A 22795-nucleotide genomic window follows, 5' to 3' on the forward strand; every position below is an offset into this window, starting at 1 on the left:
TGACGCTTGCGACCCGACTCAGTCGGCCGCCCTGCCCGACCCGCTGGTGAGGTAGGCCTTCGTCGCGCCGACCAGCGCCTTGCGGAACTCCGACTCGTCGGGGTCGGGGGCGAGCGCGGCGAACTGGCGTTTGAACCCTCCGAAATCGAGGTCTGGGGCGTCCGAGGCTGCCGCGTGCGCGAGGTCGTACAGTCGGTGGTCGGCGTCGAGCAGGTCGTGGCGCTCACACAGCGCCAGCGCGAACGCGGCGTTGACAGCCGTGATGTCGGGGTCGGCGGCCGGCGTGAGCCGGGTCGACGGTTCGGCGGCCTCGGACGGACTCGGCACCCGCGTGCCCACCCCGTCCCACACCGGGGGGTCGACCGGACGGTCGGCGACGGCCGCCGCGAGACTCGCCTCCAGGAAGTCGACCACCTTGTCGCCCGGGACCATCTGCATCCAGACGTCGTCGGCGTAGACGTCTTTCATGTGATTCGCTATCTGGTAGCAGTGGACGAGCTTCCGGCGCTCGACGCTGCGACCGGCCACGGCGAGGAAGATGGCCTCCTCCGTCGACTGTGTGTGTGAGGGATGGCCGTGCTCGTAGTGGTGCATGTGGGCGTACTCGTGGAGCGCGAGTTCGCGGGCCAGCGCACTCGTGGCGGCCTGCCGGGAGATAGTCAGGAGGTGGCTATCATCGTCGTGGCTGACGCGCGTCCGCTCGTCAGGGTCGGTCCGGACCCGAACTGTCACCGGTCGGTCGAGGTCGTGTTCCGTCGAGAAGAGGTCGCGCGCCCCGAGAAACGGTTCGGCAGGACCGCCCCGCACGTGAACGTCCATGTGTGTCGTTCACATGCACCGCGGGCGTATGATACTTGCGGCGCTCCCGTCACCGGCCCCCGGCGGGCCCGGTGCCAGTGGCTGTTGAACCACCTCGGTCTGTGGACCGCGCTCACACGGAAACACCGGTAGTCCGCCCGACAGGCCCGCTCCCTGTCGAGCGTCCGCGTTCGGGTGTCTCTGACACGCTCGCGCGGAAACACTATCCTTTTGACCCTCCTGTTGATACGCTTCTGTATAATGGGCCGACGCAAGAAGATCGTTCAGGAATGTGAGTCCCTGATGCACGACCCGGAGAACATCCGGAACATCGCCATCGCGGCTCACGTCGACCACGGGAAGACGACGCTGACAGACAACCTGCTCGCCGGTGCGGGCATGATCTCCGACGACACGGCCGGCCAGCAGCTGGCCATGGACACGGAGGAAGACGAGCAGGAACGTGGGATCACCATCGACGCCGCGAACGTCTCGATGACCCACGAGTACGAGGAGACGAACCACCTCATCAACCTCATCGACACGCCCGGCCACGTCGACTTCGGTGGCGACGTGACCCGCGCGATGCGTGCCGTCGACGGCGCGCTCGTGGTCGTCGACGCCGTCGAGGGCGCGATGCCCCAGACGGAGACGGTGCTGCGCCAGGCGCTGCGCGAGGGCGTCAAGCCGACCCTCTTTATCAACAAGGTCGACCGCCTCATCTCCGAGCTCCAGGAGGGGCCCCAGGAGATGCAAAAGCGCCTTCTCTCGGTCATCAGCGACGTCAACGACCTCATCCGCGGCATGACCGAGGAGATGGACGACGTCGACGACTGGACCGTCTCCGTCGAGGACGGCACCGTCGGCTTCGGTTCGGCGCTGTACAAGTGGGGTGTCTCGATGCCCTCGATGCAGCGCACCGGGATGGACTTCGGCGACATCATGGAACTCGAGCGCGCCGACAAGCGCCAGGAGCTCCACGAGCGCACGCCCCTGTCGAACGTCGTCCTCGACATGGTCTGTGAGCACTTCCCGAACCCCATCGACGCCCAGCCCCGCCGTATCCCGCGCATCTGGCGCGGCGACGACACCTCCGAACTCGCCGAGCAGATGCGCCTGGTCGACGAGGACGGCGAGGTCGTCTTCATGGTCACGGACATCGGTATCGACCCCCACGCCGGCGAGATCGCCGCCGGCCGCGTCTTCTCGGGGACCCTCGAGAAGGGCCAGGAGCTGTACGTCTCGGGCACCGCGGGCAAGAACCGCGTCCAGAGCGTCGGCATCTACATGGGCGGCGAGCGCGAGGAGGTCGAGGAGGTTCCCGCCGGGAACATCGCCGCCGTCACCGGTCTCAAGGACGCCATCGCCGGCTCGACCGTCTCCAGCGTCGAGATGACGCCCTTCGAGTCCATCGAGCACATCTCGGAGCCGGTCATCACCAAGAGCGTCGAGGCCCAGAACATGGACGACCTGCCAAAGCTCATCAAGACGCTCCAGCAGGTCGCAAAGGAGGACCCGACCATCCAGGTCGAGATCAACGAGGACACCGGCGAGCACCTCATCTCCGGGCAGGGCGAACTCCACCTGGAAGTCATCGGCCAGCGCATCGAGCGCAACCAGGGCATCCCCATCAACACCGGTGAGCCCATCGTCGTCTACCGCGAGGCCCCCCAGCAGGAGTCCCGCGAGGTCGAGGGCATCTCGCCGAACCGCCACAACCGGTTTTATATCTCCGTCCACCCGCTCGCCGAGGACGTCGTCGAGACCATCAAGATGGGCGAAGCGTCGATGGACATGCCGGAACTCGAGCGCCGTGAGGCGCTGCAGGAGGCCGGCCTCGACAAGGACACGTCCCAGAACGTCGAGCACATCCACGGCACCAACATCCTCATCGACGACACGAAGGGGATTCAGCACTTAAACGAGACGATGGAACTCGTCATCGAGGGCCTCGAGGAGGCCCTCGACGAGGGGCCGCTGGCCAACGAGCCCGTCCAGGGCTCGCTCCTGCGCCTCCACGACGCCCGCCTCCACGAGGACGCCATCCACCGCGGTCCGGCCCAGGTCATCCCTGCGGTCCGCAACGCCGTCCACAACGCGCTCATCGACGCGCGGATCAAGCTGCTCGAGCCGATCCAGCAGGTCCGCATCGACGTGCCCAACGACCACATGGGCGCCGCGTCCGGCGAGATACAGGGCCGCCGTGGCCGCGTCGACGACATGTACCAGGAAGGCGACCTGATGGTTGTCGAGGGTATCGCCCCCGTCGACGAGATGATCGGCTTCTCCTCGGACATCCGCTCCGCGACGGAAGGGCGTGCCTCCTGGAACACCGAGAACGCCGGCTTCCAGGTCATGGCCGACAACCTCCAGCCCGAGAAGATCCAGGAGATCCGCGAGCGCAAGGGCATGAGCTCGAACTGCCCGAGGCCATCGACTACTTCTAGGACCCACTTTTTGCTGCGTCGGGTATCCTCGCACCGCCGATGGCGGCGCTGCGGGTACCACTCCTTGCAAAAACGTGGGGAAAAAGGCGGGACCGAGCGAAGCGAGGTCCCGTGAAACCGCGCCTCCGGCGCGGTATGCCGTCGGCCCTTGTCCTGCCCGCGTCTCGCGCACCGACCCGGTTCCCCCACGCTTAGGTCGGTCCGTGGCCAACCGCTGGGCATGAGCGACCGGATGCGCCAGATCGTGGACCTGCTCATCGCAGCGGTCATCGCCGGGACGACGACGTTCGTCTGGCAGTTCGCCACCGGCTCGGCGTTTCTCGCACTCTGGCTGGGAACGCTGTTCGCTGCGATGTACTACTTCTCACGGAACCCGTGGGGCTCGCTGAAAGGCGAGCAGTACAACGAGTGGATCGACGACCTGTACGACGAGTACCTTCCGTAGTCGACTTTGCTACCGGTTCGGCGCTCGACTAAACGAACGGTTTCTTATAGTTGCCCCTGCTGAGTCACCCACAATGAGCGGATTCACTCGACAGGAGGTGAGCGGGCGATGAGCGACTCGACCGAAGAGGTTCGCGCGTACACAGTTCGGCTGGAACTGGTCGACGAACCGGGCGAGCTGCTTCGAGCGCTCGAACCCATCGCCAGCAACGGCGGGAACCTCCTCTCTATCTTCCACGAGCGGGGGAACGTCACCCCGCGTGGGCACATCCCCGTGGAGGTCGACCTGGAGGCGACGCCCGACCGCTTCGAGGGCATCGTCGACGCCCTGCGCGAGGCGGGCATCAACGTCATCCAGGCCGGCGCCGAGCGCTACAGCGAGGCGCTGACCATCGTCCTCTCGGGCCACCTCGTCAACACAGACCTCTCGGATACGCTCTCGCACATCCAGGAGTCGACGAGCGCCACGGTGACGGACCTCTCGCTGTCGGCCCCCGAGGGTACCGAGGACGCCTCCAGTGCGCGCATCCGCCTGGCGACCGAGGAGGGTGCCGTCGAGGAGGCGCTGGCGGCGGTCCGCGAGGTGGCCGCCGAGAAGGACCTGCGGCTCATCGAACCGCTCACCGTGGGGGGTGACGTATGAGGCTCGCCGTGCTCGGCGCCGGGGCCGTCGGCGGCTCGGTCGTCGAACTCGCCGGCGACTACGGGCACACCGTGACCGCTTTCGCCGACTCACAGAGCGCCGTCGTCGACGCCGACGGCATCGAGGCCGACGGGGCACTCGAGCGCAAGCGCCGCGACGGCATCGTCGGCGACGCCGACCCCGAGGACGCGCTGACCGCGAACTACGACGTCCTCGTCGAGGCGACGCCGACGACGCTGGGCGACGCCCAGCCCGGCTTCGGCCACGTCGAGACGGCCCTGGGGATGGACCGCCACGTCGTGCTGGCCAACAAGGGCCCGGTCGCCGAACGGTTCGCCGAGGTCCGGGAACTGGAAGCCGACAGCGAGGGCACCGTCCTCTTCGAGGCCACCGTCGGCGGCGCGATGCCGGTGCTCTCGACTATCGACGACTTCGACCCGGAGCACATCTCGGCCGTGCGTGGCGTGCTCAACGGGACGGCGAACTTCATCCTCTCGCGGATGTCCGCCGAGGGCCTCGACTACGAGCACGTGCTCGCGGAGGCCCAGGACCTCGGCGTCGCCGAGGCCGACCCGACCTTCGACGTCGACGGCACCGACGCCGCGCTGAAGGGCGTCATCGTCGCGAACGTGCTGGCCGAGGACGGCGAGGAGTACACGCTCGAGGACGCCGACGTCGAGGGCATCCAGGACATCACGGGCAGCGCGCTCGAGCTCGCCCAGGAGGACGGCCAGACCGTCCGGCTCATCGCCGAAGTGACCGACGGCGCGGTTCGGGTCGGCCCGCGACTGGTCCCGGAGCACGCGGCGCTGGCGCCGACGGGCACGCGCAACATCGTCCAGCTGGAGACCGACCACGCCGGCCGACTCAACATCTCCGGCCGAGGTGCGGGCGGTCCGGAGACGGCGAGCGCGGTGCTCGCGGACGTCGGCCGCCTGGAGTAGCCGCCAGCACCTCGCGCGTCGGACCGATTTTCCAGCCACACACCGTCCAGCGGCAGCACTGACGGCGACCCGACGCGTTCTCCGGGTCCACCGGACGTCCCGGTTCGTGTGCGCGGCCCCCATGACACTATGTGGCAAATCGCACGAATGCGCCGGCCTGACGCTTGCTCGCTATCGAAATCGTTTTATGAACTACCAAGTAAAGACACTCACACAGCGCCCCTGCGCGTGAGATAATCAATGAGCGACGAACAACACCAGAACCTGGCCATCATCGGCCACGTTGACCACGGCAAGAGCACGCTCGTCGGACGACTCCTGTACGAGACAGGATCGGTACCGGAGCACGTCATCGAACAGCACAAGGAAGAGGCCGAGGAGAAGGGCAAGGGCGGCTTCGAGTTCGCCTACGTCATGGACAACCTCGCCGAGGAGCGAGAGCGCGGTGTCACCATCGACATCGCCCACCAGGAGTTCACGACGGACGCCTACGACTTCACCATCGTCGACTGTCCCGGCCACCGCGACTTCGTGAAGAACATGATCACGGGCGCGAGCCAGGCCGACAACGCCGTCCTCGTCGTGGCCGCCGACGACGGCGTCCAGCCGCAGACCCAGGAGCACGTCTTCCTGGCCCGCACGCTGGGCATCGGCGAGCTCATCGTCGGTGTCAACAAGATGGACCTCGTCGACTACAGCGAGTCCGACTACAAGCAGGTCGTCGAGGAGGTCAAGGAACTGCTCAACCAGGTCCGCTTCAACACCGAGGACGCCTCGTTCATCCCGATCTCGGCGTTCGAGGGCGACAACATCGCCGAGCGCTCGGACAACACCAGCTGGTACGACGGCGACATCCTGCTCGAGGCCCTCAACAACCTGCCGGCCCCGGAGCCGCCGACGGACGCGCCGCTCCGACTGCCGATCCAGGACGTCTACACCATCTCCGGTATCGGGACGGTCCCGGTCGGCCGCGTCGAGACCGGCATCCTCAACACCGGCGACAACGTCTCATTCCAGCCGTCGGACGTCTCCGGCGAGGTCAAGACCGTCGAGATGCACCACGAGGAGGTCCCGAAGGCAGAACCCGGTGACAACGTCGGGTTCAACGTCCGCGGGGTCGGCAAGGACGACATCCGCCGCGGCGACGTCTGTGGCCCGGCCGACGACCCGCCGACGGTCGCCGAGACCTTCCAGGCCCAGATCGTCGTGATGCAGCACCCGTCGGTCATCACCGAGGGCTACACGCCGGTCTTCCACGCTCACACGGCACAGGTCGCCTGTACCGTCGAGTCCATCGACAAGAAGATCGACCCGTCCTCCGGCGAGGTCGCCGAGGAGAACCCGGACTTCATCCAGAACGGCGACGCCGCGGTCGTCACCATCCGCCCGCAGAAGCCGCTCAGCATCGAGCCGTCCGGCGAGATTCCGGAACTGGGCTCCTTCGCCATCCGCGACATGGGTCAGACCATCGCCGCTGGCAAGGTCCTCAGCGTCAACGAGCGATAACGCATGGCCCAGCAGGCACGCGTTCGGCTCGCAGGCACGAGTCCCGAGGACTTAGACGACATCTGCGCCGACGTGCGGGAGATCGCCTCGAAGACGGGTCGAACTGTCGGGCCCCGTCCCGCTCCCCACGAAGACGCTGGAGGTTCCCACCCGCAAGTCCCCCGACGGTGAGGGGACCGCCACGTGGGAACACTGGGAGATGCGCGTCCATAAGCGTCTCATCGACATCGACGCTGACGAACGGGCGCTACGCCAGCTGATGCGCATCCAGGTTCCCAACGACGTCTCCATCGAGATCGTCCTCGAGGACTGAGCGAGGGCCGAAAGGCGAACGCCTTTCGGACCAGACCCGTCGGCTCGACCGGCTGTCGAGGCGGCGATCGTCCGAATCGCAGGCCGGGACACACTCCACCCGCTGTGTGAATCGCTATCGAAGGTCGCCCTCACGCGCAGGGTTTTTACCACCCCGCGTTAGAGAGGCAGGTGCGGGCTCGTAGATCAGTGGCAGATCGCTTCCTTCGCAAGGAAGAGGCCCCGGGTTCAAATCCCGGCGAGTCCATTCCTCACTGAAATGCCGCTGGAACGCTCCTGATTCCGTTTTCTTCGGGTCATGCTGAACTCGGATAGAGTTCGTCACAGAGCGTGATAGATTCGGTTTAACGGTATCTCGACTCTGATAACTGTTCTCTCTGGTCGTGCGAACGTTTTTGCGATAGCGGGCGATAGAAACCGGTATGGCCGAGCGCGAGTCGCGACGGATCGCCCACGAGCTGATGAGCGAGCCCCACATCACTGACCGACGTATCAGCGTCCGCCAAGTGTACGCGCTCGTCGAAGAACGAGGTGTCGATCCTGAAGCTGTCGCCGATCGGTACGATCTCGACGTGGCCGACGTCTATCACGCCCTTGCCTACTATCACGATCACCCACGGGAGATGAGCGATATCGAAGCCGAGCGGGAATCAGCTATCGAGTCGTTCAGAGAGTCGATCGCCCGCCCCGAGGATGTCGAACCAGACACGGCCTGAGATGTCCGAGTGGCAGTTTCTCCTCGACGAAAACATCGATCCGAAAGTCGCGACGTATCTGGCAAAAGAAGAGCTGGATGCAGCCCACGTTCGGGACACACTTGGACAAGGTGCCGACGATGAAGCTGACGTACTTCCCTACGCTCGTGAACAGGACCGCATCATCGTAACGAGTGACGTGAAAGATTTCGGCTCACTACCTCCCGATTCTCACGCAGGTATCATCCTCCTGTACGACGACACGATGCCAGCCTACAGAGTTGCGGCAGCACTTATTGCACTTGTTGATGCGTACCCAGATCGAGATGCGTTCAATGGTCGTGAAGAACTGGACGCATGGGTGTGACATGCCGTGAGGACTGATCTGATTCTCTCGACAAACGGTTCAGACAGGAAATTTGGAATCACAAGACGGCGGGCTGATTAAATCAATTCTTTCACGCAGCGTCATCGTATCCCGGCGAGTCCACTCACGAATTCAATGCTAACCTGCTGATAGAGCGTCTGTTGAGGCTGTTCTATATTTTCTGTTAACTCGATTTTTTCACGCTTCGTGGCGGACCCTCCGTCAGCATGCGGCTTTTCGCATTTAACAAGCCACTCGCAGTTTCGTCTGTGTGTTCCGGCGAAACGACTATCGGTAAGACAGCCGTATTACTATGGTATGTCTGAAGCAACCACGGAAGGCGACGGTGAGGACGAGATCGTCACGGTGAACTTCAAAGTCACCGAGTCATTCCTCGACTCAGTCGACGATACGTGGCAGGGGCGCGGATTCAACAGTCGAAGCGAGTTCATTCGCTATACGCTTCGGGACGCGATCGAATTCCCGACGTTCGATCGCGACGAACTCATCGCATTGCTCGAAGCTGAAGAGGACGTCCGCGAGGGAAAAACGATGAGTGCAGACGAGGCACGCAAGCAGTTCGGAACGAGCGATGAGTGAGGAGACGTGGACATGGGAACTCTCCTCGAAGGCACAGGGCGACCTCGACGGACTCTCGCCGGACGAACAGGACCGTGTTCTCGATAAACTCGACGAAATCGTCGATTCTCCGTGGCGCGATCCGCCTGAATACGGTGAACCGCTTCAAAATAGTCCGTACAGAAAGATTCGTGTCGGCGAGTTCCGTCTCTCTGTGAGCTCTCGACGGGACGACCAACGGATCATCGTGGCGCGGATAAAACGCCGGGGCGGTGCCTACACTGCCGACGACGATTAGTTTCTCCCAGATTCGTAATCGCCTGAAAACGGACCGGTTTAATCGATTCTTTCACGCAGCGTCATCGTATCCCGGCGAGTCCATTCGCACGTATTCCCTAGCTAGGAGCGTTCTATGGCAGATTTTCGAGGGCCGCGAGAAACTGCTCGTGAATTCATCACGCTCGATGACGGATGGCATTTAATCAGTCCCACTTCCAGAGGGCGCTTTCGTATTCAGGCCGGCGGCAAGATTTTGTATATGCGTTTGTAAAGCAATTGTATATGTCCGATGCAGATACCACAGCTGGCGACGACGGGCCAGAGATGGTCCAGATCAACCTCCGGCTGAGCAAGGCGTTTCTCGAAGATATCGATACGACGTGGAAAGAGGAAGGATTCAATTCTCGGAGTGAGTTCCTCCGATACGCAGCACGCGACGCGGTGAAACACCCCGAGTTTTCTCGTGAGGGATGGAAACAGATCGCCGCCAGTGAACACGAGCTGCGGTCTGGCGACGCAGAGTTGGTGTCGCGTGAGGAAGTCGTCGAGATGATGGATCGAGACGAAGATGCCGAGTGACGAGTGGGCCTGGAAGTTCACGACGAGAGCGGCCGATCAGTTCAATTCCCTTGACCCCCATGTCCAGGACCGAATTGTATCGAAGTTAGACGAACTCGTCGAGTCAGAATGGCGTGAGCCTGACGACTTTCTCGAACCGCTGACTGGTGGTCCGTTCTCGAAACTTCGTGTTGGACAGTATCGACTCGCCTGTACACTCGATCGGAACGGATCGGTACTGGAAGTCCATCGAATCGAACATCGGAGCGGTGCCTACACTGCTGACGACGATTAGAATTTCCCAGGTTCATAATCGCCTGACTGCGGCCCGGTTTAATCGATTCTTTCACGCAGCGTCATCGTATCCCGGCGAGCCAACTCATTCCCTATCGGCTAATCGGCTAGTAGATGGCCTAAAACGGTTGTTTTGCTGAACTGGGTTAACTTGATTCTTTCACGCTTCGTGACGCACCCCCCGTCGTCGTGTGATCCTCCGCATTTAACTCCTGTAAATGCTGGTTTGATCCCGTCACACTGCCGGATTTAGTACAAACCACTCTGTGTGAAGTGCTGGACAGAGTGCTGGTCAGTCCACAGCTGAGAATCGTAGTGGTTGGTGAGCATCACGGGAGTTCTTCAGCCGCGTCGACGAGGTCCTCTTCGGTTTGCCAGCAGTACGACCGCCCTTCGCGTTCGAATAGCTCGAAGACGCCATCTTGCATCCAGCCGAAGGGTTGTTGCTCGTCATGGTATTCCCGCTTGAGGACGTGGCTCTTCGAGAAATACTCGACCGTCTCGACGAGAAGACCCTGTTCGACGAGAAAGTCACTCGGCCCCTTCTCAGCGACACCGACGTGATACGTGACGATGTCTGCAATCAGGCAGAACTTCTGAATACTGTTTCCCACTCTCCTCGAATATCGACCATCCGGAAGGCGTACGCGTCCGTCCGACGATTGAGACGATCTACAACCAGATTCAGTCGACGGATCGGCTCCCGATCGTAGTTCCCGAGTACGAAGTACGACCGGTCCGTTTTGGGGCACCACTAGTTACTCACGGCACTCTGTACGGGTGATACTCCGTGCCCTGTCCACCTGGTCTATCCTATCCCAGGTGACAGGCCGATGGAATCCCCACTTCCAATATCACCCCGATCGAAAGTCTATCTACTGATGATCCCCGATCCCTTTCTGACAGCCGGGTTCCTCATCTGCGGCACGTTTACCGTTGTTCTGGGTCGTTCACTTCGTCATGCCGTGGCTACTGGACTTCGACGGCGCAATACCCACCGATGGGGACTCGCTGCGTCCGCTTCCTCTGCTCGTCGTCACGTACCAGACGAAGCGGTCAGATATTCGTGGGATCGCGCAGATTATGAACCACGCCGTCAGCTATACCCTTGTTTCGATCGGCAGTGTCGATTTACTCGCGTCGCGCTGGCTTGCGGCGTGGTTCGCGCCACACCTGCTCGTCTGGATCGCTTGCTGGTGGTTTCTCCGCGCGGCGACACAGCGTCACATGGGCTCCCGACCGGGTGACTGGCTGGTCGCAGCCGGGTTCACACTCATCGGCGTGTTTCATCTCGCGGTCGCTGTAGGCTAGAGAAGCTGGTCGCTAACGTCGTCCCGGGCAATTTTACACAGGTTCTGTTCGGCGGTCATTCTGTGTCCTCCCGGAGCTGTCTGCTTCGAGAAGCGACGACGTCCAGCCCTGGGCTGTAGTAGTACACTGGCTCTGCGTCTGGGCGGGCGAAGCCATTGGCCCGTAACAGCGTATCGGTTTCGACAGTCGCCTCGGCCGGGTAGAGCGTCCAGGTGTCGTGATCGACATCGGTGTAGCGGACGGATCCGTCAGGCGCTTCGGTGTAGAAGCGATACCGCTCGACGAGAAACTCGGCTAGTGGATCAGTCGGTGCGTCGAAGGGATTACCGGTCGGCCAATACGTGGCTTCGTAGTGGCCGGGGCGGGCACCGGGATGGTGGCGCCGGCTCTCAAATTGGATGCGCCCATCGCTCATTTCCAGTGCGATCCTGGCGTAGTAATACGGCAGGTGATGGAACAGGCGGGCACCGGTGACGCTGGCGAGCCCCTGGGCATCCAGGCTGAAGAAGTAGACACTCGGAACACCGTCACGAGTGACGTAGGTCCGAACGTTGATCTCCGGGAGCCGCACGCCGAGCGGTCGCGGCATTCCTTTCGGCCGGACGGCGACGTTCGTGAACGGGATCACCGAGAGCCACGCGCTCCCATTGTGAGTGTCGGTACTAAGCGTCGCGGGGAGGTGGGCGTCCATCATCTCTGGCTTGACTGGCCAGTTCTCGAACAACAGGTGGCGCCAGCCCATCTCCAGCGGAACGACCATGCGAGATAATTGGTGCCCTCGACAAATTCCTCGCGATACACTCGGCTGTCAAGTGGCCTCATTCGTCCGACGAGCGCGGCGACACCGACGACGGCCTCAGCGATGACATCGCCAGTAAGGACGGCGACGCCACAGATCTTAATCACTGCCGGATCCACATAGACCAGCATCGTCGCGAGGAGGGCGCTCACTGCACCTACAAACGGTACCGACGGTGCAGTACGAGCGCAACCGATCTGTCTGATCCCCATCAGTAACGCCGTGACCAATATCGAGGGTGTAGTCAGCAGTCAACCATGTTGTTCTCACATCGAGTCCGGTTAATCAGTCCGTGGATAAGTCTGCGGAACGGACAAGTTGTAGCGGTCCGAAATCCAGTTGTGCCCCGCTCGGACCCACGTATTGTCACCGGAATGATACTGGGCGTTTTTCTCGCTTTTGGAGTTGATACGATAATACTCGTCGGTGTACTGTGGTACGTCGGCCGGATTTCGGGGGAGACTGCAGGTGTCGTATCGGCTGCTGTCTTGGTTGTTTTCGCGCTATGGATCTTCACACGATGGGTTCGTTTCCGTTGGATGGATCGTCTCGATAGTGAAAGGGACGGAAGTACAGAGAGCCGTGACCAGCGTGATCCGCTGGAGAAACTTAAACAGCGGTATGCAGAAGGTGAGATCTCCGATGCGGAATTCGAGAAGCAACTGGAGACGTTATTAGATGCGGATCGTCGAGCCGAATCGAGTGAGGATCAATCTACCATCATTCCCAACGATAGAGAGCGAGGATAAATGCGGTGCCTGTATTGAGCAACTCTTCTGGTGATTCACGTTGATGTACTCCGTAGCCGATATGCGTGCTGTATACAGCAACGCCCTTAGCAACTACTCGAATCCTATCAGAACCGGCGTGCGAGATACAGTGGCTCTATCGATCGTTCTGTTTCCCCTCCCGATAGCCAAATATTCCTGCCTCAGCCGTCGTTCTCAGGATTCGGTATATCCCAACGAGAACCCTGACCATGAGAATCCCACCACCAACCCAGACAAGAACTCCTGAGAGTTCGAGCTCCCCGAGAAGGAGGGTTTCAGGAGTAATTATCCCGAGCAGAAAGAGAGCTAAACCAATCCAGAACGCTTCATTTCGTTGGGAGAGCTCTGTGAGCGTTTCCGCCATACTGTTGGGTGGGTGTTATTGGAGTTAAAATTCTACCATTGGCCGGGTCGCGCTCTGTATCTTGCACGGCCGGACGTAACCTATCCACCATCGACCAATATCTCAGTGACCGATACAGAGGGTGTAGTCAGCACCGTCAAATATATTGGTTGGATGGGCCGCCTTCCTCGAGAACCACACCACACAAGCATTTTCTCGGTTAGTAAGAATAGTCTGAGGAAACTATCACCTTAGAGAACATATATTAATACATGATGAGACAGTTGTATGGCGATAATATCGTAGTCGAAATAGTTGAACAGTTTATGAAACTGGACGGGTGTGGCTTGACAGAGCTACCGCCATTGCAGGAGACTATAGACGTTGATGCCTTGGAGTCGTTACTAACCAGCGCTGATGATTCAGACCTGATCGTCCAGTTCGAATATAATGACGCGACTGTCTCGCTCACGGGTGAAGGGAGTGTTATTATTCATCCACTCGAAGAATAACGCCATTGATTATGCAACACACGCGCCCTGTATTCAGCACGTCTGCTGAAACCCGTCATTTATTGAAGGCTTCAATAGCGCCGTCGAACCAGAGACAACCAGTGGGCTGCACCCAGGCGATGCGTACAGTAGCTTGGTCTGTGCCAGTCCATACTGAGAGGAGCGAACCGAGCGATTGGATGGGAGCGGACGTCCGCAGTTTCACAACAGGTCGTTTCCGTTTACCCATCGCCACAACACAGCACCACTCCAGCACGTGTACAGCACTGCGAGGGGAACGAGGATATAGAACAGATCTATCTGTGCGACGAACAGGTCGAGAGAGACTGTTCCCAGTGGCGTATATAGAACGGTTGTAACGAGGACAGCGATGCCGACGAGGACGTTCAACAGATGGAACAGCCACGCATCGATACGAATGAGTGTGTCCCCGGCAGCATCCATACGCGTACCACGATTGGGTAAGGTGAAAAGACGTCGATAGGTTCGGAAGTGCCAGGCATAGGAACTAGCTCTACAGTCTATTCGTACGACTGATAAGAACCTACCAATGACCGAGACGTGCCCTGTATTCGGTATGATTGCTGAAACCCTCTATCGGGAATGGGGTCCAGCAGCCGTACAGAATAATCAGCGCAAGCCGGTCAGTGATATCTCCCGAATGCCGTCACAGCCATACCGACGCCAGTGGGGAAAATCGAAGGCAGGATTACGTTGGCAAAGCCCTGTGTTGTCGCTATTGAACCTGCTACGAGCCCCAATCCAATGAATAGAATACCAACAGACTCCATCTGATTCATATCTGCTGATGTGGTTTTCCGACCATGAAAAATCATCCTCTGTATCGGTCACACCGCTCCTGAGATTTGTCAGGAAATCCCTCAAGGACGTACAAGGCACCCAGCGCGTATCAGGCAAGGATTCGCCTGGGACCCTGCCGTTACTGTGTAAGTTCCCGGTAGAACGACACTGAGTACACCGCGAAGAAGCCGCCGAACAGCGTCCCAACAATAAGGACGAGGAGACCGACACCGGCCACGAGCGGGAGTGAAAGCTCCGGTAGCGGAAGTGTTGCTGCCGATTCCGGTGACAACAACAGCGAAAGGATACCGAATACACCACCAAACAGCCCACCAAGAATACCGACGAGAATCGAGTAGCCAAGGACACTCACGACGTGCTGGCGGACGACCGACACGCTGTGTTTGAGCCCATCAACTGCGCCCATATCCTCAAGCACGATTGCCTGGCCGTAGAACTGGACGAAAAAGAGTGCCAGGAGATACAGCAGAACGACGGCAGCGACGATGATTCCGACGACGGCGAGCACGGCAATGTTCGCTGATTCGAGGCCCCCGCTTCCGATAACGAAGACGCCACCGACCAGCGCGACGAAGAACCCGACCATCCCGAGAGCGAAGTTTACCGCCACTAAGGCCAGATACGCGACCAGTATCGAGACGTAGTGGGACTTCCCGTCCTCGACGAACGTCTGCAGTGCCGTCCTTCCAGTGAGGGCTTCGTCGGCCATCCCGATCATCCCACCCTGGAAGAACGGCATGACGACAAGGAACACGAGCGACACTCCGAGCGAGACGACACTGCTGAGCAGTGGATTGACTGCCTGCAGGACTAATTGTGGTACCTGGAACAGTGATATCACGAGTATCGGGACGAGCACGACTGGATTTCTGCGGAGGGCACTCGGCGTTCGGCGGAGGGCATTCAGGACAGCCATATCGGGGGTTCAATCGGATACCGTGAAAATCTATGCCCTCTGAGACTGTTCACGTTGTATTCAGCAGCACAGCCTAGCAGGTGCTGTGGATTTCACCAGAGCCAACCCAGTCGAATTCTACCGTGGGTCACTGCTGAGCGAGACAATCGTCCAGTGCCGTTACAGCAGCATCGACGTCGTCGATGTCCGCTCGGTCACATCGATGCGCCGGACGCCACCATTCGACCGGGTGGAGGACGAGCGCCTCGTCGGTAAGTTCGTAGCTCGTGTAGGTCGGCCATGGTCGGAACTGCCGCTGGAGTGGATGCTCGATAACGAGCCCAGCATCCGTCACACGGAAGGTCCGCGGATTCAGTACGTTCATGAGCACGACACCGACGAACAACAGATTGTACAGCCACCATCCCCACTCGGAATTGAACACGAACGCAGAGATGATTCCGAGTGTACTGACAGTGAACGCCACCAGAGAGATACCGCCAGCCACACGCCGCCAGCGCCGCGGCCAGCGAGCCTCCCACTCGGCAAAATCGACGGCATCCGCTAGCGCCGCGTTCGCATACCGAGTCCGACTCATCGCCACTAACATTATGCCGAGTAGCATCCCGCCAGCCGTCCCGATCACTGCTAATGGGACAGCGAAGTTGGGTGGTTCGAGGCCGACAGCCACCGCACCGAACACACCGCCGAACCAGCAGAACGGAAGCACAGCGAGGAGCCAAACAGCGTCGTAGCGGCCGAGACTGACCGCGAGGCCAGGCGTCCGAGAGACGATCCCGCTGGCGACGACAGTGACACTTGCCACGGCGACAAGGAAGCCGACGTAGAGAACGGCCGCGTCAGTGACGGCCCGTGACAGTCCAAGGACCAGTGCCGGAGCCAGAAACGCTGCGACATACAGACCGGCGACTAACACGTACAGACTGTCCGGCCCTTCGGTGCTCGACTGACCCAGTGTACGACGAATGTGGGTCGCCATAGGAGACATTACACCCCGGACTGGAAAAGACTGCCCTCCTGTCCGATTATCCCAACACGTAGATTGTGAGTAGACCGACACTCGTGAGGTTGACGACCATGTGCACGACGGTACTTGCGGTCGTCCCCCAGCGGTGACGCACGATTCCAAGAACGAGCGCCAAGACGAGTATTGTCGGAACGCGTGCCAGAGAGACGTCCAAGAGCGCGTGTTTCGCCGTAAAAAGGACAGCAGTGATGACGATACCTGTCCCGAGTCCCTCCGCACGGACGAAAGCTGATTGAACGATGCCACGCCAGGCTAGTTCCTCGGTTACCGGTGCGACGATACCATGCGCAAGCGCGAAGAGGACAGCGACCCAGAGACCAGCTTCGAGATCGGAGAAGAGAAATCCGAAGGCAGCAACCGCAGTCTCGGTCCCTCCAAGCAACGCGTTCACGAACCCGATGCCGTAGACAGTGAGTACCGCGAAGGCTCCAGCGAGGACTCCGAGTGAAATCGTCCGACCGTCCGTCGTGTACCCCCAGTCTGAGCGGTCAATATTGACACGCTGACCGTACCGAACTGCGAATAACGCGGCGATGGGAAAGCCAACGAATGTCGCCACGAGGACGCCCACGAACGTGTTGTCGAGGAGGATTCCGACTGACGAGCCTATCCCCAGTCCGAACAGGAGTTCGATTACTGTCCACCCGGTGGCGATGATCACCCCTGCACGGGTGAGGGGAGGCAATTCTGACGGTGAGAGACGGGATGTAACCACTGATCGAGTCCCGAGCCATCCGCCACCAAGCATGAATACAACCGCGGCAGCCGTCCCGGGAAGTCCAAAGAGAAGCGGATACGAAATCGGGGTTCCGTCAGCAAGGAACAGCTGCCCTCGGAGGAACAGAAAAATGCCGGTCAGGCCACCGGCAATGAGCGCGGGGGTCAGCCACTGTGCTCGATATCGAATCCCGATCCCCAGACCGATGAGAAGTGCAACGATAGCCACAGCGACGAGAGTGCCGATGTCTTCGAGAGTATCAGAGAGGACGTTCACCGTGCTTGCGGCGACTAGAATCGTACACACGATACTGAGAACCCCTGCTACAATCCCGGCACCTGTTCGGCGGACGAGATCTGACCGCCGGTTGATATGAGAACCCATAGTTTGACCGAGCGAATGGTGTTATAGAGATTTTTGAGTTGAAGATTCTATTACTATTCGGGCATCAAGTCTGATGGATCACCTTACGACTTCCTGTTCAAGAAGTTCTCGGATGCGACGAAAATCAGTCAATTCGTCGGTCGTTCGCCCTGTTCGGCAATCCACTGCGCCGGGCTCTTCATCAATGGTTTCGTCACCGCTCTCGGTAGCCGCTGGGATGTCGCCGCACTTTCGTCAGACCTGGTCTTTGATGTCTTCGTAGTCACTAACACCGCCGATAGTTAGCTCCGCGCCCATCTGGCCACCGTATCCAACTGTGTGGATGCCGACAGACCCAGCGCCAACGAGTCTGAATCATCCTGTACGTTAGTCATTTAACACTTATCTCGATGGCTTGAGAATCTGGACTATGTTCCAAACGCTGATGTCGGTTATCGGTCTGCTAATGGTGTCGGTTCCACGCAAGATTGTAGACGCCGCGGAGACCTTGGCGTTCGAGAATCCGGAGGACGCCACACTCCGCGGATGGACCATCCCAATGGCCCGTGTTGAGGGAATCGGGTACCTCCTCTTCGCACGCCGGTCTGGTTTCCTCTCGGGGGCCGTAAGCGTGGTCTTTGGCCTGTTTGGCTCAATGGCGGCGATATTACCGCATTGGTACCTGAATTTTGGGTTGTCGCTCGCGTACGAGAACCCAGACGAAATTACTGTGAAATCGTGGGTGATTCCGGTGACGCGGATACTCGGAGTTACTGCGTTTGTGCTTACGGTTGTGTCTCTCCGCAGTGAGACCGACAACTGATGGTGGAGGGTAACTTGGTCTGTTGTTGGATAAAGACCAGATGTCACATTGATTGGGTGTTGAGGCCATGCTGCATACAGAGAGTGTATTCAGAAGGCGATCTGTGTCTCTTTCGCAGGGAATCAACAGTGTGTTAACTCTGGGTCCGAGCTCAGAACAGGCGATACCGGATGAAAGCAGTGATGTCGGGGTGCAAGCCCGGCACTATACCAAGCAACCAGGAATGGTGGCTTGGATAGGTCCCTAACGGGACGATTGCATAACGATGTGGTAGCGTAGTATGTTTTGGGATTATCCAACGACGAACTCCGGAACGAAGACCGTAGCGGCGAGAAGACACAGCAATACGGTGACCGCTGTCGCCCGAAGGATACCGGCCGTAAGGTGTTGATCTTTCGGCAGCGATTCAGCGATTGCAGACAAGGCAGATCCGACCATCATTACAAGTAACCAACTGCTGGAGTCGCCGTTACCACCATTCCAAGCGTATCGGTATATCCCCAAGAAAACGAGTGAGGCTGTAAACTGGACTACTGAATCGGGCCGACCGGCGGGCTCACTGAACACAATCTGGTTGATGAAGGAGGGCATCAAGTGCAATTCCTCCCCAGATGTGAATGCCCCATCGAGCGTATCTTGAGCAGTTTGGTTGTAAATGGCTATGGTGAACCGCCATAGGACGGTGGAATACACGCGTTACCACACACTTGGTGTTATTGCTGACCTACATCAGTGTAATTACTCGGAACTCACAGACCCAGGAACACGCTCGGACGACGAAGCCGAGAAAGCGCTTGACAGTCAAGTTCACGGTCTCCATCATAGAGTGTCGATTGGAGTGAGTCGGCAGACGAACCTCCGCGATAGACCCAGCGATGTGCGATGGAAGGCCACCGATTTGCCGTTGTTCTCTCGGGCTGAAGCACATCCGGCATTCGGAAAAAACATCATAAGGGAGCGCAGACAGGGACCGATGTGTATGGTTCCGGAGCCAACGCTAGACGGTTTTCTGCGTGATCTGGCCCTACGAATCGGTGCCGGGATAGTCGTCATCGGGATATTCTTCGGCCTTGGCTACCTCAACCGAACCGACTTCTTCGGTCTTTCAGACTTCCTCGGGAACCAGTCGGTATTCTTCGGTAGCGCATTCCTGTTGGTTGGTATTGCGTCACTCGGATGGATGATGATCCAGCGATACAGAGCATAGAGATGCAGAGCTACCGACCGCCGTGTGTCGGAACATATGTGCGACCGACTCGCACTCTACGTACAGTACCGATTTCAGATCTCACTCCGAGTCTGTCAGTACGGTGTGTCCGATACAGAGGGCGCTTAGTCAGTGTAAGATGAACTCGTGAGACGTACGCGACTGGGCGACTTTCGTGTAACCCACTGGAAAAGAATTAACTCACGCTCTTTAGAAGCGTCTGTATGGACAGCCGACGGAACCTCTACGTCGCTGCGTTTGTTGGTGCGTCGTTATCGTACATATTCAACGTTCTCGCGTTCACAGGGTCCTTCGATGCCTTCCGTTGGTTCGTGTTCGCTGTCGTCTTTCTCGGGTTTACCTATGGGTTCGAGAGGTTCATTGAGTGGCAGACTGGATAGCGGTACCTCGGTTGAGACGGGTCACCATTCTGTGCTGAGTACACCCTCTGTATCTTGCACGCCAATCGTATCAATTTACGAGGGATTCGACAGTGCCAGTGACGTCTGTACTTTCATCTGACTATAATACAAACCGCCAGACTGCGCGGGGATTAAACGGATTCTTTGAAACGGTGTAACGGAATCCCGGCGAGTCCACTCACGATCCCCACTCTATTAACCGGACAACGGGGCTGAAACGGCAATATTCTGTTTTCGGTTAGCTCGATTCTTTCACGCTTCCTGACGCACCCTCCTCTGGGGTGTGGTCTCTCGTATGCAATTATCTCGAGCACTGCTGCAATTCTACGACCCTGCTGCATACAGCGCGCGTTTCTCGCACAGTTCTGAATGCAAGTCCGGGATGGTGGCTCACTCAATTTCGGCCGAAATACAAGCGAGGTCATCGACTACCGACGCAAGCGCGGGAAGGCGACAACAATGCTGGTCTCGCAAACACGGTGAGTGGCCGATAATTCAGCGTACGAGAACGTAGCGGCTCCGGAGTGACGTTCTACGAGAGGTTTGCTTCGGTCGGTTCGTACACCTGGACCCATCCGTCGCTTCGGACTTTCACGAGATACTCAGTGTACTGAAACTCCACGCTGCCAACGCCCTGCCGAGATTCTTCGGCCACGTTCGGCCCGAAGAACGCGCCTTCTATCGCTGGCACGTCCACAATGTCATACAGCGGTGGCGATGTCACCTCACTCGGGGAGACGCCTTCGGCCTCTGCGATGGCGTAGACGATTGCGGTCGTGAGTTCACCCCGTCCATCGGGTTCATAGTGACGCTGTGCTACCTGTGACCAGTGTGTAGTGGCACCCATAGTAGAGTCGTCGTTCATGATTTCCCCGTTAGTCTTCTTGTTCATCCATCTCACTCCGTGCGTGCGTTTCCTGGTTCGAGTCGAGACTGGCCCATCGCTTCAAGCGCAGCCAAGACTTGGTCGGCGTGTTCTGCGGTTGTTATCCTCTCGGTCGCCTCATCGAACGTAATCACACCCTCGTCGACCAACTTCGGAACGTGAGCGTGGTACAGCGAGACGTATACTTCTTCGCGCTGGGCTTCTGTAACTGCGTGTTCGGGAACGTCGGTCTCCCACGCGACGATCTTTGTCGCCAAGTCGTTCAGCGACCATTCAGTGTCTTCGAGAAGGGTGTAGCACAGGTAGCGCCGTCGGGGGTGTCCCAACGCTTCGTACACCGGGTCGAGTTCTAAAAAGGCCGGTGAGGGTGGCAGTTCCGTTTCGGGTGACGCGGACTCGTCCGACGTTGCTTCCTCATCCCGGTTCGAATCGCCATCCATGTGATACTGCTGTTTTTTTAAGTATAAAAATTGATGGCTTGGTAGACCAAGTTGATTGTCATCAATCCGGGAATTACGGTTTCATACCCGCCAAGTACTAACCACGCAAATACATCGTCGTCTTCGATATTCTCGGTGATCGACAGCACCGGGCGTTTAAGAACGCGAGGTGTTGGAAGTGACGCAAGAACAGCCTCAGGATATCACATTCGTCTACTGAATTTGCTATTGATACACGGCTATTTTACTTGAAATGGCCGTGGTGAATCGCCAGACGTAGCTTGATTTCACGGTTTCAGAGACTGCTTGATGTTGTGAACGACACACATCAAAACGAGTTCACGAAATTCACCGTACCAATTTCGCGCACGCACAGCGTCGCCGAGCGTGCGCTTGATCGTCGAGAAAACGGTCTCACACATCGCTCTCTGGCGGTATCGAGGCCCATCGATCCGCGCGTTGTGCGCGTGATCGATGGGCCGGAACTCTCGATGTTTAATCAGCGGTCTTACGCCCTCTTCGCGGAGTTTCTCGCGTAAATCCATCCAGTCATAGCCTTTGTCGGCAGCGAGGCTGGCGAGGTCGCCCGCATTGCGGCGGGCGACCTGCCAGCCGAGCTGTGTGTCGTGACGTTTCTCGGTCGTACAGTGAACGTCCAGAATTGCTTGGCTTTCTGTGTCCACGAGAGCAGTTGTTTTGAGCGTCTGGACGCGGTAATTCGTCCGTCGGCAGTAGTGCTTGCTAGCGTTTTCGCGGTCGAAGAACGTCGCGTCGATGGCGGCGTGACCGCTCGGGTCGTGCAGCTGCGCCGACAGGCGCAGCAGCACTCGCCAGAGTGCTGTCTTAATTCTGTCAAACCACTTGACTAGCGTGGAATGGTCGGGGAGATCGGCCGCGTCGAGGCCGATCTCCCCGAGTATTTGTGGCATCTCGCTCAGCAAATCAAGTGCCTCTCGGTAGGATTTTTCCAGGTAAACCCGCAGACAGTGCAGCGACACCACCGCATACTCGGCGAAGCCGCCACCCCCTTCGGGGGCGGCGACTTCGCCTCGCTCACCAACAGCATTTTTAGCTAACTGGACCGCTTTCTTTGTGAAGCGGGAGATCTTCGACATGGATCATCGGCGGTTTCCCGCTTCATACTCCTAGTTCTAACGGTCGAAACCGGCGCTATACAGCGATTCACCAGAGCCCTTGAAATGATTTAGACGATTCTACTGAATACATTCTCTGTATCGGTCACACCGCTACTGACAGACACTGCGTATGTCGAAACGGTGTTGCTGCATACATAGCGCATGCTCAGCACGGACCTTCCTCGGAGTTGGCGAGATTGAATCGACCGGGACACATATCTGACTCTCTGACACCACATTTCGGTGAACATGGTCACAATTCGATCCGTTCGTCGCGTATCTGCTCTGGACGGTAAGCAGGCTCCCAGTGTGGCCACTACCGACTGACTTCAAGCTCCAACCGATTGAGACGGGCGAAGCTGCAGAAGCAATCTCTGAAAACGCAACCTTGGGGGCTGCCGACGACGGCTGCTGTGGTCGTTCGTGGATACGTC

The 22795-nt window shown here is 58.9% G+C and carries 26 protein-coding genes, 1 tRNA gene and 3 pseudogenes; 19 read left to right on the top strand and 11 right to left on the bottom strand.

What is annotated here, in order from left to right; translation table 11 throughout:
• Positions 1-18: 18 nt before the first annotated feature.
• Positions 19-819, bottom strand: coding sequence for a DUF5781 family protein (locus tag P1N55_RS15095; RefSeq protein ID WP_276276346.1), 801 nt, complete (start codon positions 817-819; stop codon positions 19-21).
• 240 nt (positions 820-1059) lie between these two features.
• Between P1N55_RS15095 and P1N55_RS15100 the strand changes: the two are divergent.
• The 13 genes and pseudogenes from P1N55_RS15100 (at position 1060) to P1N55_RS15160 (ending at position 9867) form a co-directional block, all read left to right on the top strand.
• Positions 1060-3245: pseudogene (locus P1N55_RS15100) on the top strand (elongation factor EF-2).
• A 220-nt stretch (positions 3246-3465) separates the two neighbouring features.
• The gene (locus P1N55_RS15105; RefSeq protein ID WP_276276347.1) at positions 3466-3690 is read left to right on the top strand and encodes a hypothetical protein; all 225 of its coding nucleotides are present in this window, start codon (positions 3466-3468) and stop codon (positions 3688-3690) included.
• A 108-nt stretch (positions 3691-3798) separates the two neighbouring features.
• Positions 3799-4332: an amino acid-binding protein gene (locus P1N55_RS15110; protein WP_276276348.1), complete on the top strand. Its 534-nt coding sequence runs from the start codon at positions 3799-3801 to the stop codon at positions 4330-4332.
• Complete coding sequence (locus tag P1N55_RS15115; RefSeq protein WP_276276349.1) at positions 4329-5276, top strand: homoserine dehydrogenase; 948 nt, start codon at positions 4329-4331, stop codon at positions 5274-5276. Before P1N55_RS15110 ends, P1N55_RS15115 begins: the two co-directional genes overlap by 4 nt.
• Before the next feature lie 240 nt (positions 5277-5516).
• On the top strand, positions 5517-6782 hold the full coding sequence (gene tuf, locus P1N55_RS15120) for a translation elongation factor EF-1 subunit alpha (protein ID WP_276276350.1): 1266 nt from the start codon (positions 5517-5519) through the stop codon (positions 6780-6782).
• A 3-nt stretch (positions 6783-6785) separates the two neighbouring features.
• A pseudogene (rpsJ, locus tag P1N55_RS15125) lies at positions 6786-7095 on the top strand (30S ribosomal protein S10).
• A gap of 174 nt (positions 7096-7269) precedes the next feature.
• A tRNA-Ala gene (locus P1N55_RS15130) sits at positions 7270-7341 on the top strand.
• A gap of 175 nt (positions 7342-7516) precedes the next feature.
• Positions 7517-7810, top strand: a complete 294-nt coding sequence (locus P1N55_RS15135) for a DUF433 domain-containing protein (protein ID WP_276276351.1) — start codon at positions 7517-7519, stop codon at positions 7808-7810.
• A 1-nt stretch (position 7811) separates the two neighbouring features.
• The gene (locus P1N55_RS15140) at positions 7812-8156 is read left to right on the top strand and encodes a DUF5615 family PIN-like protein (protein WP_276276352.1); all 345 of its coding nucleotides are present in this window, start codon (positions 7812-7814) and stop codon (positions 8154-8156) included.
• A gap of 318 nt (positions 8157-8474) precedes the next feature.
• A complete protein-coding gene (locus P1N55_RS15145) occupies positions 8475-8756 on the top strand; it encodes a ribbon-helix-helix domain-containing protein (protein WP_276276353.1) in 282 nt (93 codons plus the stop codon).
• Positions 8749-9033: a type II toxin-antitoxin system RelE family toxin gene (locus tag P1N55_RS15150; protein ID WP_276276354.1), complete on the top strand. Its 285-nt coding sequence runs from the start codon at positions 8749-8751 to the stop codon at positions 9031-9033. The genes P1N55_RS15145 and P1N55_RS15150 overlap by 8 nt, the downstream gene beginning before the upstream one ends.
• 263 nt (positions 9034-9296) lie before the next feature.
• Positions 9297-9593, top strand: a complete 297-nt coding sequence (locus tag P1N55_RS15155; protein ID WP_276276355.1) for a ribbon-helix-helix domain-containing protein — start codon at positions 9297-9299, stop codon at positions 9591-9593.
• The gene (locus tag P1N55_RS15160) at positions 9583-9867 is read left to right on the top strand and encodes a type II toxin-antitoxin system RelE family toxin (RefSeq protein ID WP_276276356.1); all 285 of its coding nucleotides are present in this window, start codon (positions 9583-9585) and stop codon (positions 9865-9867) included. The genes P1N55_RS15155 and P1N55_RS15160 overlap by 11 nt, the downstream gene beginning before the upstream one ends.
• A 328-nt stretch (positions 9868-10195) precedes the next feature.
• Here the strand turns inward: P1N55_RS15160 and P1N55_RS15165 are convergent.
• A pseudogene (locus P1N55_RS15165) lies at positions 10196-10611 on the bottom strand (hypothetical protein); the annotation flags it as partial.
• A gap of 215 nt (positions 10612-10826) precedes the next feature.
• Here P1N55_RS15165 and P1N55_RS15170 point away from each other — a divergent pair.
• Positions 10827-11177: a hypothetical protein gene (locus tag P1N55_RS15170; RefSeq protein ID WP_276276357.1), complete on the top strand. Its 351-nt coding sequence runs from the start codon at positions 10827-10829 to the stop codon at positions 11175-11177.
• A gap of 55 nt (positions 11178-11232) precedes the next feature.
• Here the strand turns inward: P1N55_RS15170 and P1N55_RS15175 are convergent, their stop codons facing one another.
• The gene (locus tag P1N55_RS15175; RefSeq protein WP_276276358.1) at positions 11233-11937 is read right to left on the bottom strand and encodes a YqjF family protein; all 705 of its coding nucleotides are present in this window, start codon (positions 11935-11937) and stop codon (positions 11233-11235) included.
• Positions 11938-12317: 380 nt separating this feature from the next.
• On the opposite strand from P1N55_RS15175, the gene P1N55_RS15180 reads away from it, so the two are divergent.
• Positions 12318-12725, top strand: a complete 408-nt coding sequence (locus P1N55_RS15180; protein ID WP_276276359.1) for an SHOCT domain-containing protein — start codon at positions 12318-12320, stop codon at positions 12723-12725.
• A 136-nt stretch (positions 12726-12861) separates the two neighbouring features.
• On the opposite strand, the gene P1N55_RS15185 is transcribed toward P1N55_RS15180, so the two are convergent.
• The gene (locus tag P1N55_RS15185; RefSeq protein WP_276276360.1) at positions 12862-13110 is read right to left on the bottom strand and encodes a hypothetical protein; all 249 of its coding nucleotides are present in this window, start codon (positions 13108-13110) and stop codon (positions 12862-12864) included.
• A 254-nt stretch (positions 13111-13364) separates the two neighbouring features.
• On the opposite strand from P1N55_RS15185, the gene P1N55_RS20035 reads away from it, so the two are divergent.
• Complete coding sequence (locus tag P1N55_RS20035) at positions 13365-13601, top strand: HalOD1 output domain-containing protein (protein ID WP_276278745.1); 237 nt, start codon at positions 13365-13367, stop codon at positions 13599-13601.
• Positions 13602-13802: 201 nt separating this feature from the next.
• Here P1N55_RS20035 and P1N55_RS15195 read toward each other — a convergent pair whose 3' ends face one another.
• The 4 genes from P1N55_RS15195 to P1N55_RS15210 form a co-directional block, all read right to left on the bottom strand.
• The gene (locus tag P1N55_RS15195; protein ID WP_276276361.1) at positions 13803-14045 is read right to left on the bottom strand and encodes a hypothetical protein; all 243 of its coding nucleotides are present in this window, start codon (positions 14043-14045) and stop codon (positions 13803-13805) included.
• Positions 14046-14541: 496 nt separating this feature from the next.
• Entirely contained in the window at positions 14542-15339 is a 798-nt protein-coding gene (locus P1N55_RS15200; protein WP_276276362.1) for a DUF7847 domain-containing protein, read from the bottom strand.
• Between the two features lie 127 nt (positions 15340-15466).
• Positions 15467-16318 (bottom strand): hypothetical protein, encoded by an 852-nt coding sequence (locus P1N55_RS15205; protein ID WP_276276363.1) that lies wholly within the window; start codon positions 16316-16318, stop codon positions 15467-15469.
• A 46-nt stretch (positions 16319-16364) separates the two neighbouring features.
• Complete coding sequence (locus P1N55_RS15210; RefSeq protein WP_276276364.1) at positions 16365-17468, bottom strand: CPBP family intramembrane glutamic endopeptidase; 1104 nt, start codon at positions 17466-17468, stop codon at positions 16365-16367.
• A gap of 409 nt (positions 17469-17877) precedes the next feature.
• On the opposite strand from P1N55_RS15210, the gene P1N55_RS15215 reads away from it, so the two are divergent.
• The 3 genes from P1N55_RS15215 to P1N55_RS15230 all read left to right on the top strand — a co-directional run bounded on the left by P1N55_RS15215 (position 17878) and on the right by P1N55_RS15230 (position 19878).
• Positions 17878-18270, top strand: a complete 393-nt coding sequence (locus P1N55_RS15215) for a hypothetical protein (protein WP_276276365.1) — start codon at positions 17878-17880, stop codon at positions 18268-18270.
• 979 nt (positions 18271-19249) lie between these two features.
• Positions 19250-19477 (top strand): hypothetical protein, encoded by a 228-nt coding sequence (locus tag P1N55_RS15225; RefSeq protein ID WP_276276366.1) that lies wholly within the window; start codon positions 19250-19252, stop codon positions 19475-19477.
• A gap of 224 nt (positions 19478-19701) precedes the next feature.
• Positions 19702-19878: a hypothetical protein gene (locus P1N55_RS15230; RefSeq protein WP_276276367.1), complete on the top strand. Its 177-nt coding sequence runs from the start codon at positions 19702-19704 to the stop codon at positions 19876-19878.
• Positions 19879-20431: 553 nt separating this feature from the next.
• Here P1N55_RS15230 and P1N55_RS15235 read toward each other — a convergent pair.
• The 3 genes from P1N55_RS15235 to P1N55_RS15245 form a co-directional block, all read right to left on the bottom strand.
• Positions 20432-20791 (bottom strand): HalOD1 output domain-containing protein, encoded by a 360-nt coding sequence (locus tag P1N55_RS15235; protein WP_276276368.1) that lies wholly within the window; start codon positions 20789-20791, stop codon positions 20432-20434.
• 5 nt (positions 20792-20796) lie between these two features.
• The gene (locus tag P1N55_RS15240; RefSeq protein WP_276276369.1) at positions 20797-21225 is read right to left on the bottom strand and encodes a DUF7344 domain-containing protein; all 429 of its coding nucleotides are present in this window, start codon (positions 21223-21225) and stop codon (positions 20797-20799) included.
• A gap of 287 nt (positions 21226-21512) precedes the next feature.
• The gene (locus P1N55_RS15245) at positions 21513-22340 is read right to left on the bottom strand and encodes an IS5 family transposase (RefSeq protein ID WP_276276370.1); all 828 of its coding nucleotides are present in this window, start codon (positions 22338-22340) and stop codon (positions 21513-21515) included.
• Positions 22341-22795: the final 455 nt, after the last annotated feature.

Source organism: Haloarcula regularis, assembly GCF_029338315.1.
In the GTDB taxonomy this organism is placed as follows: Archaea; Halobacteriota; Halobacteria; order Halobacteriales; family Haloarculaceae; genus Haloarcula; species Haloarcula regularis.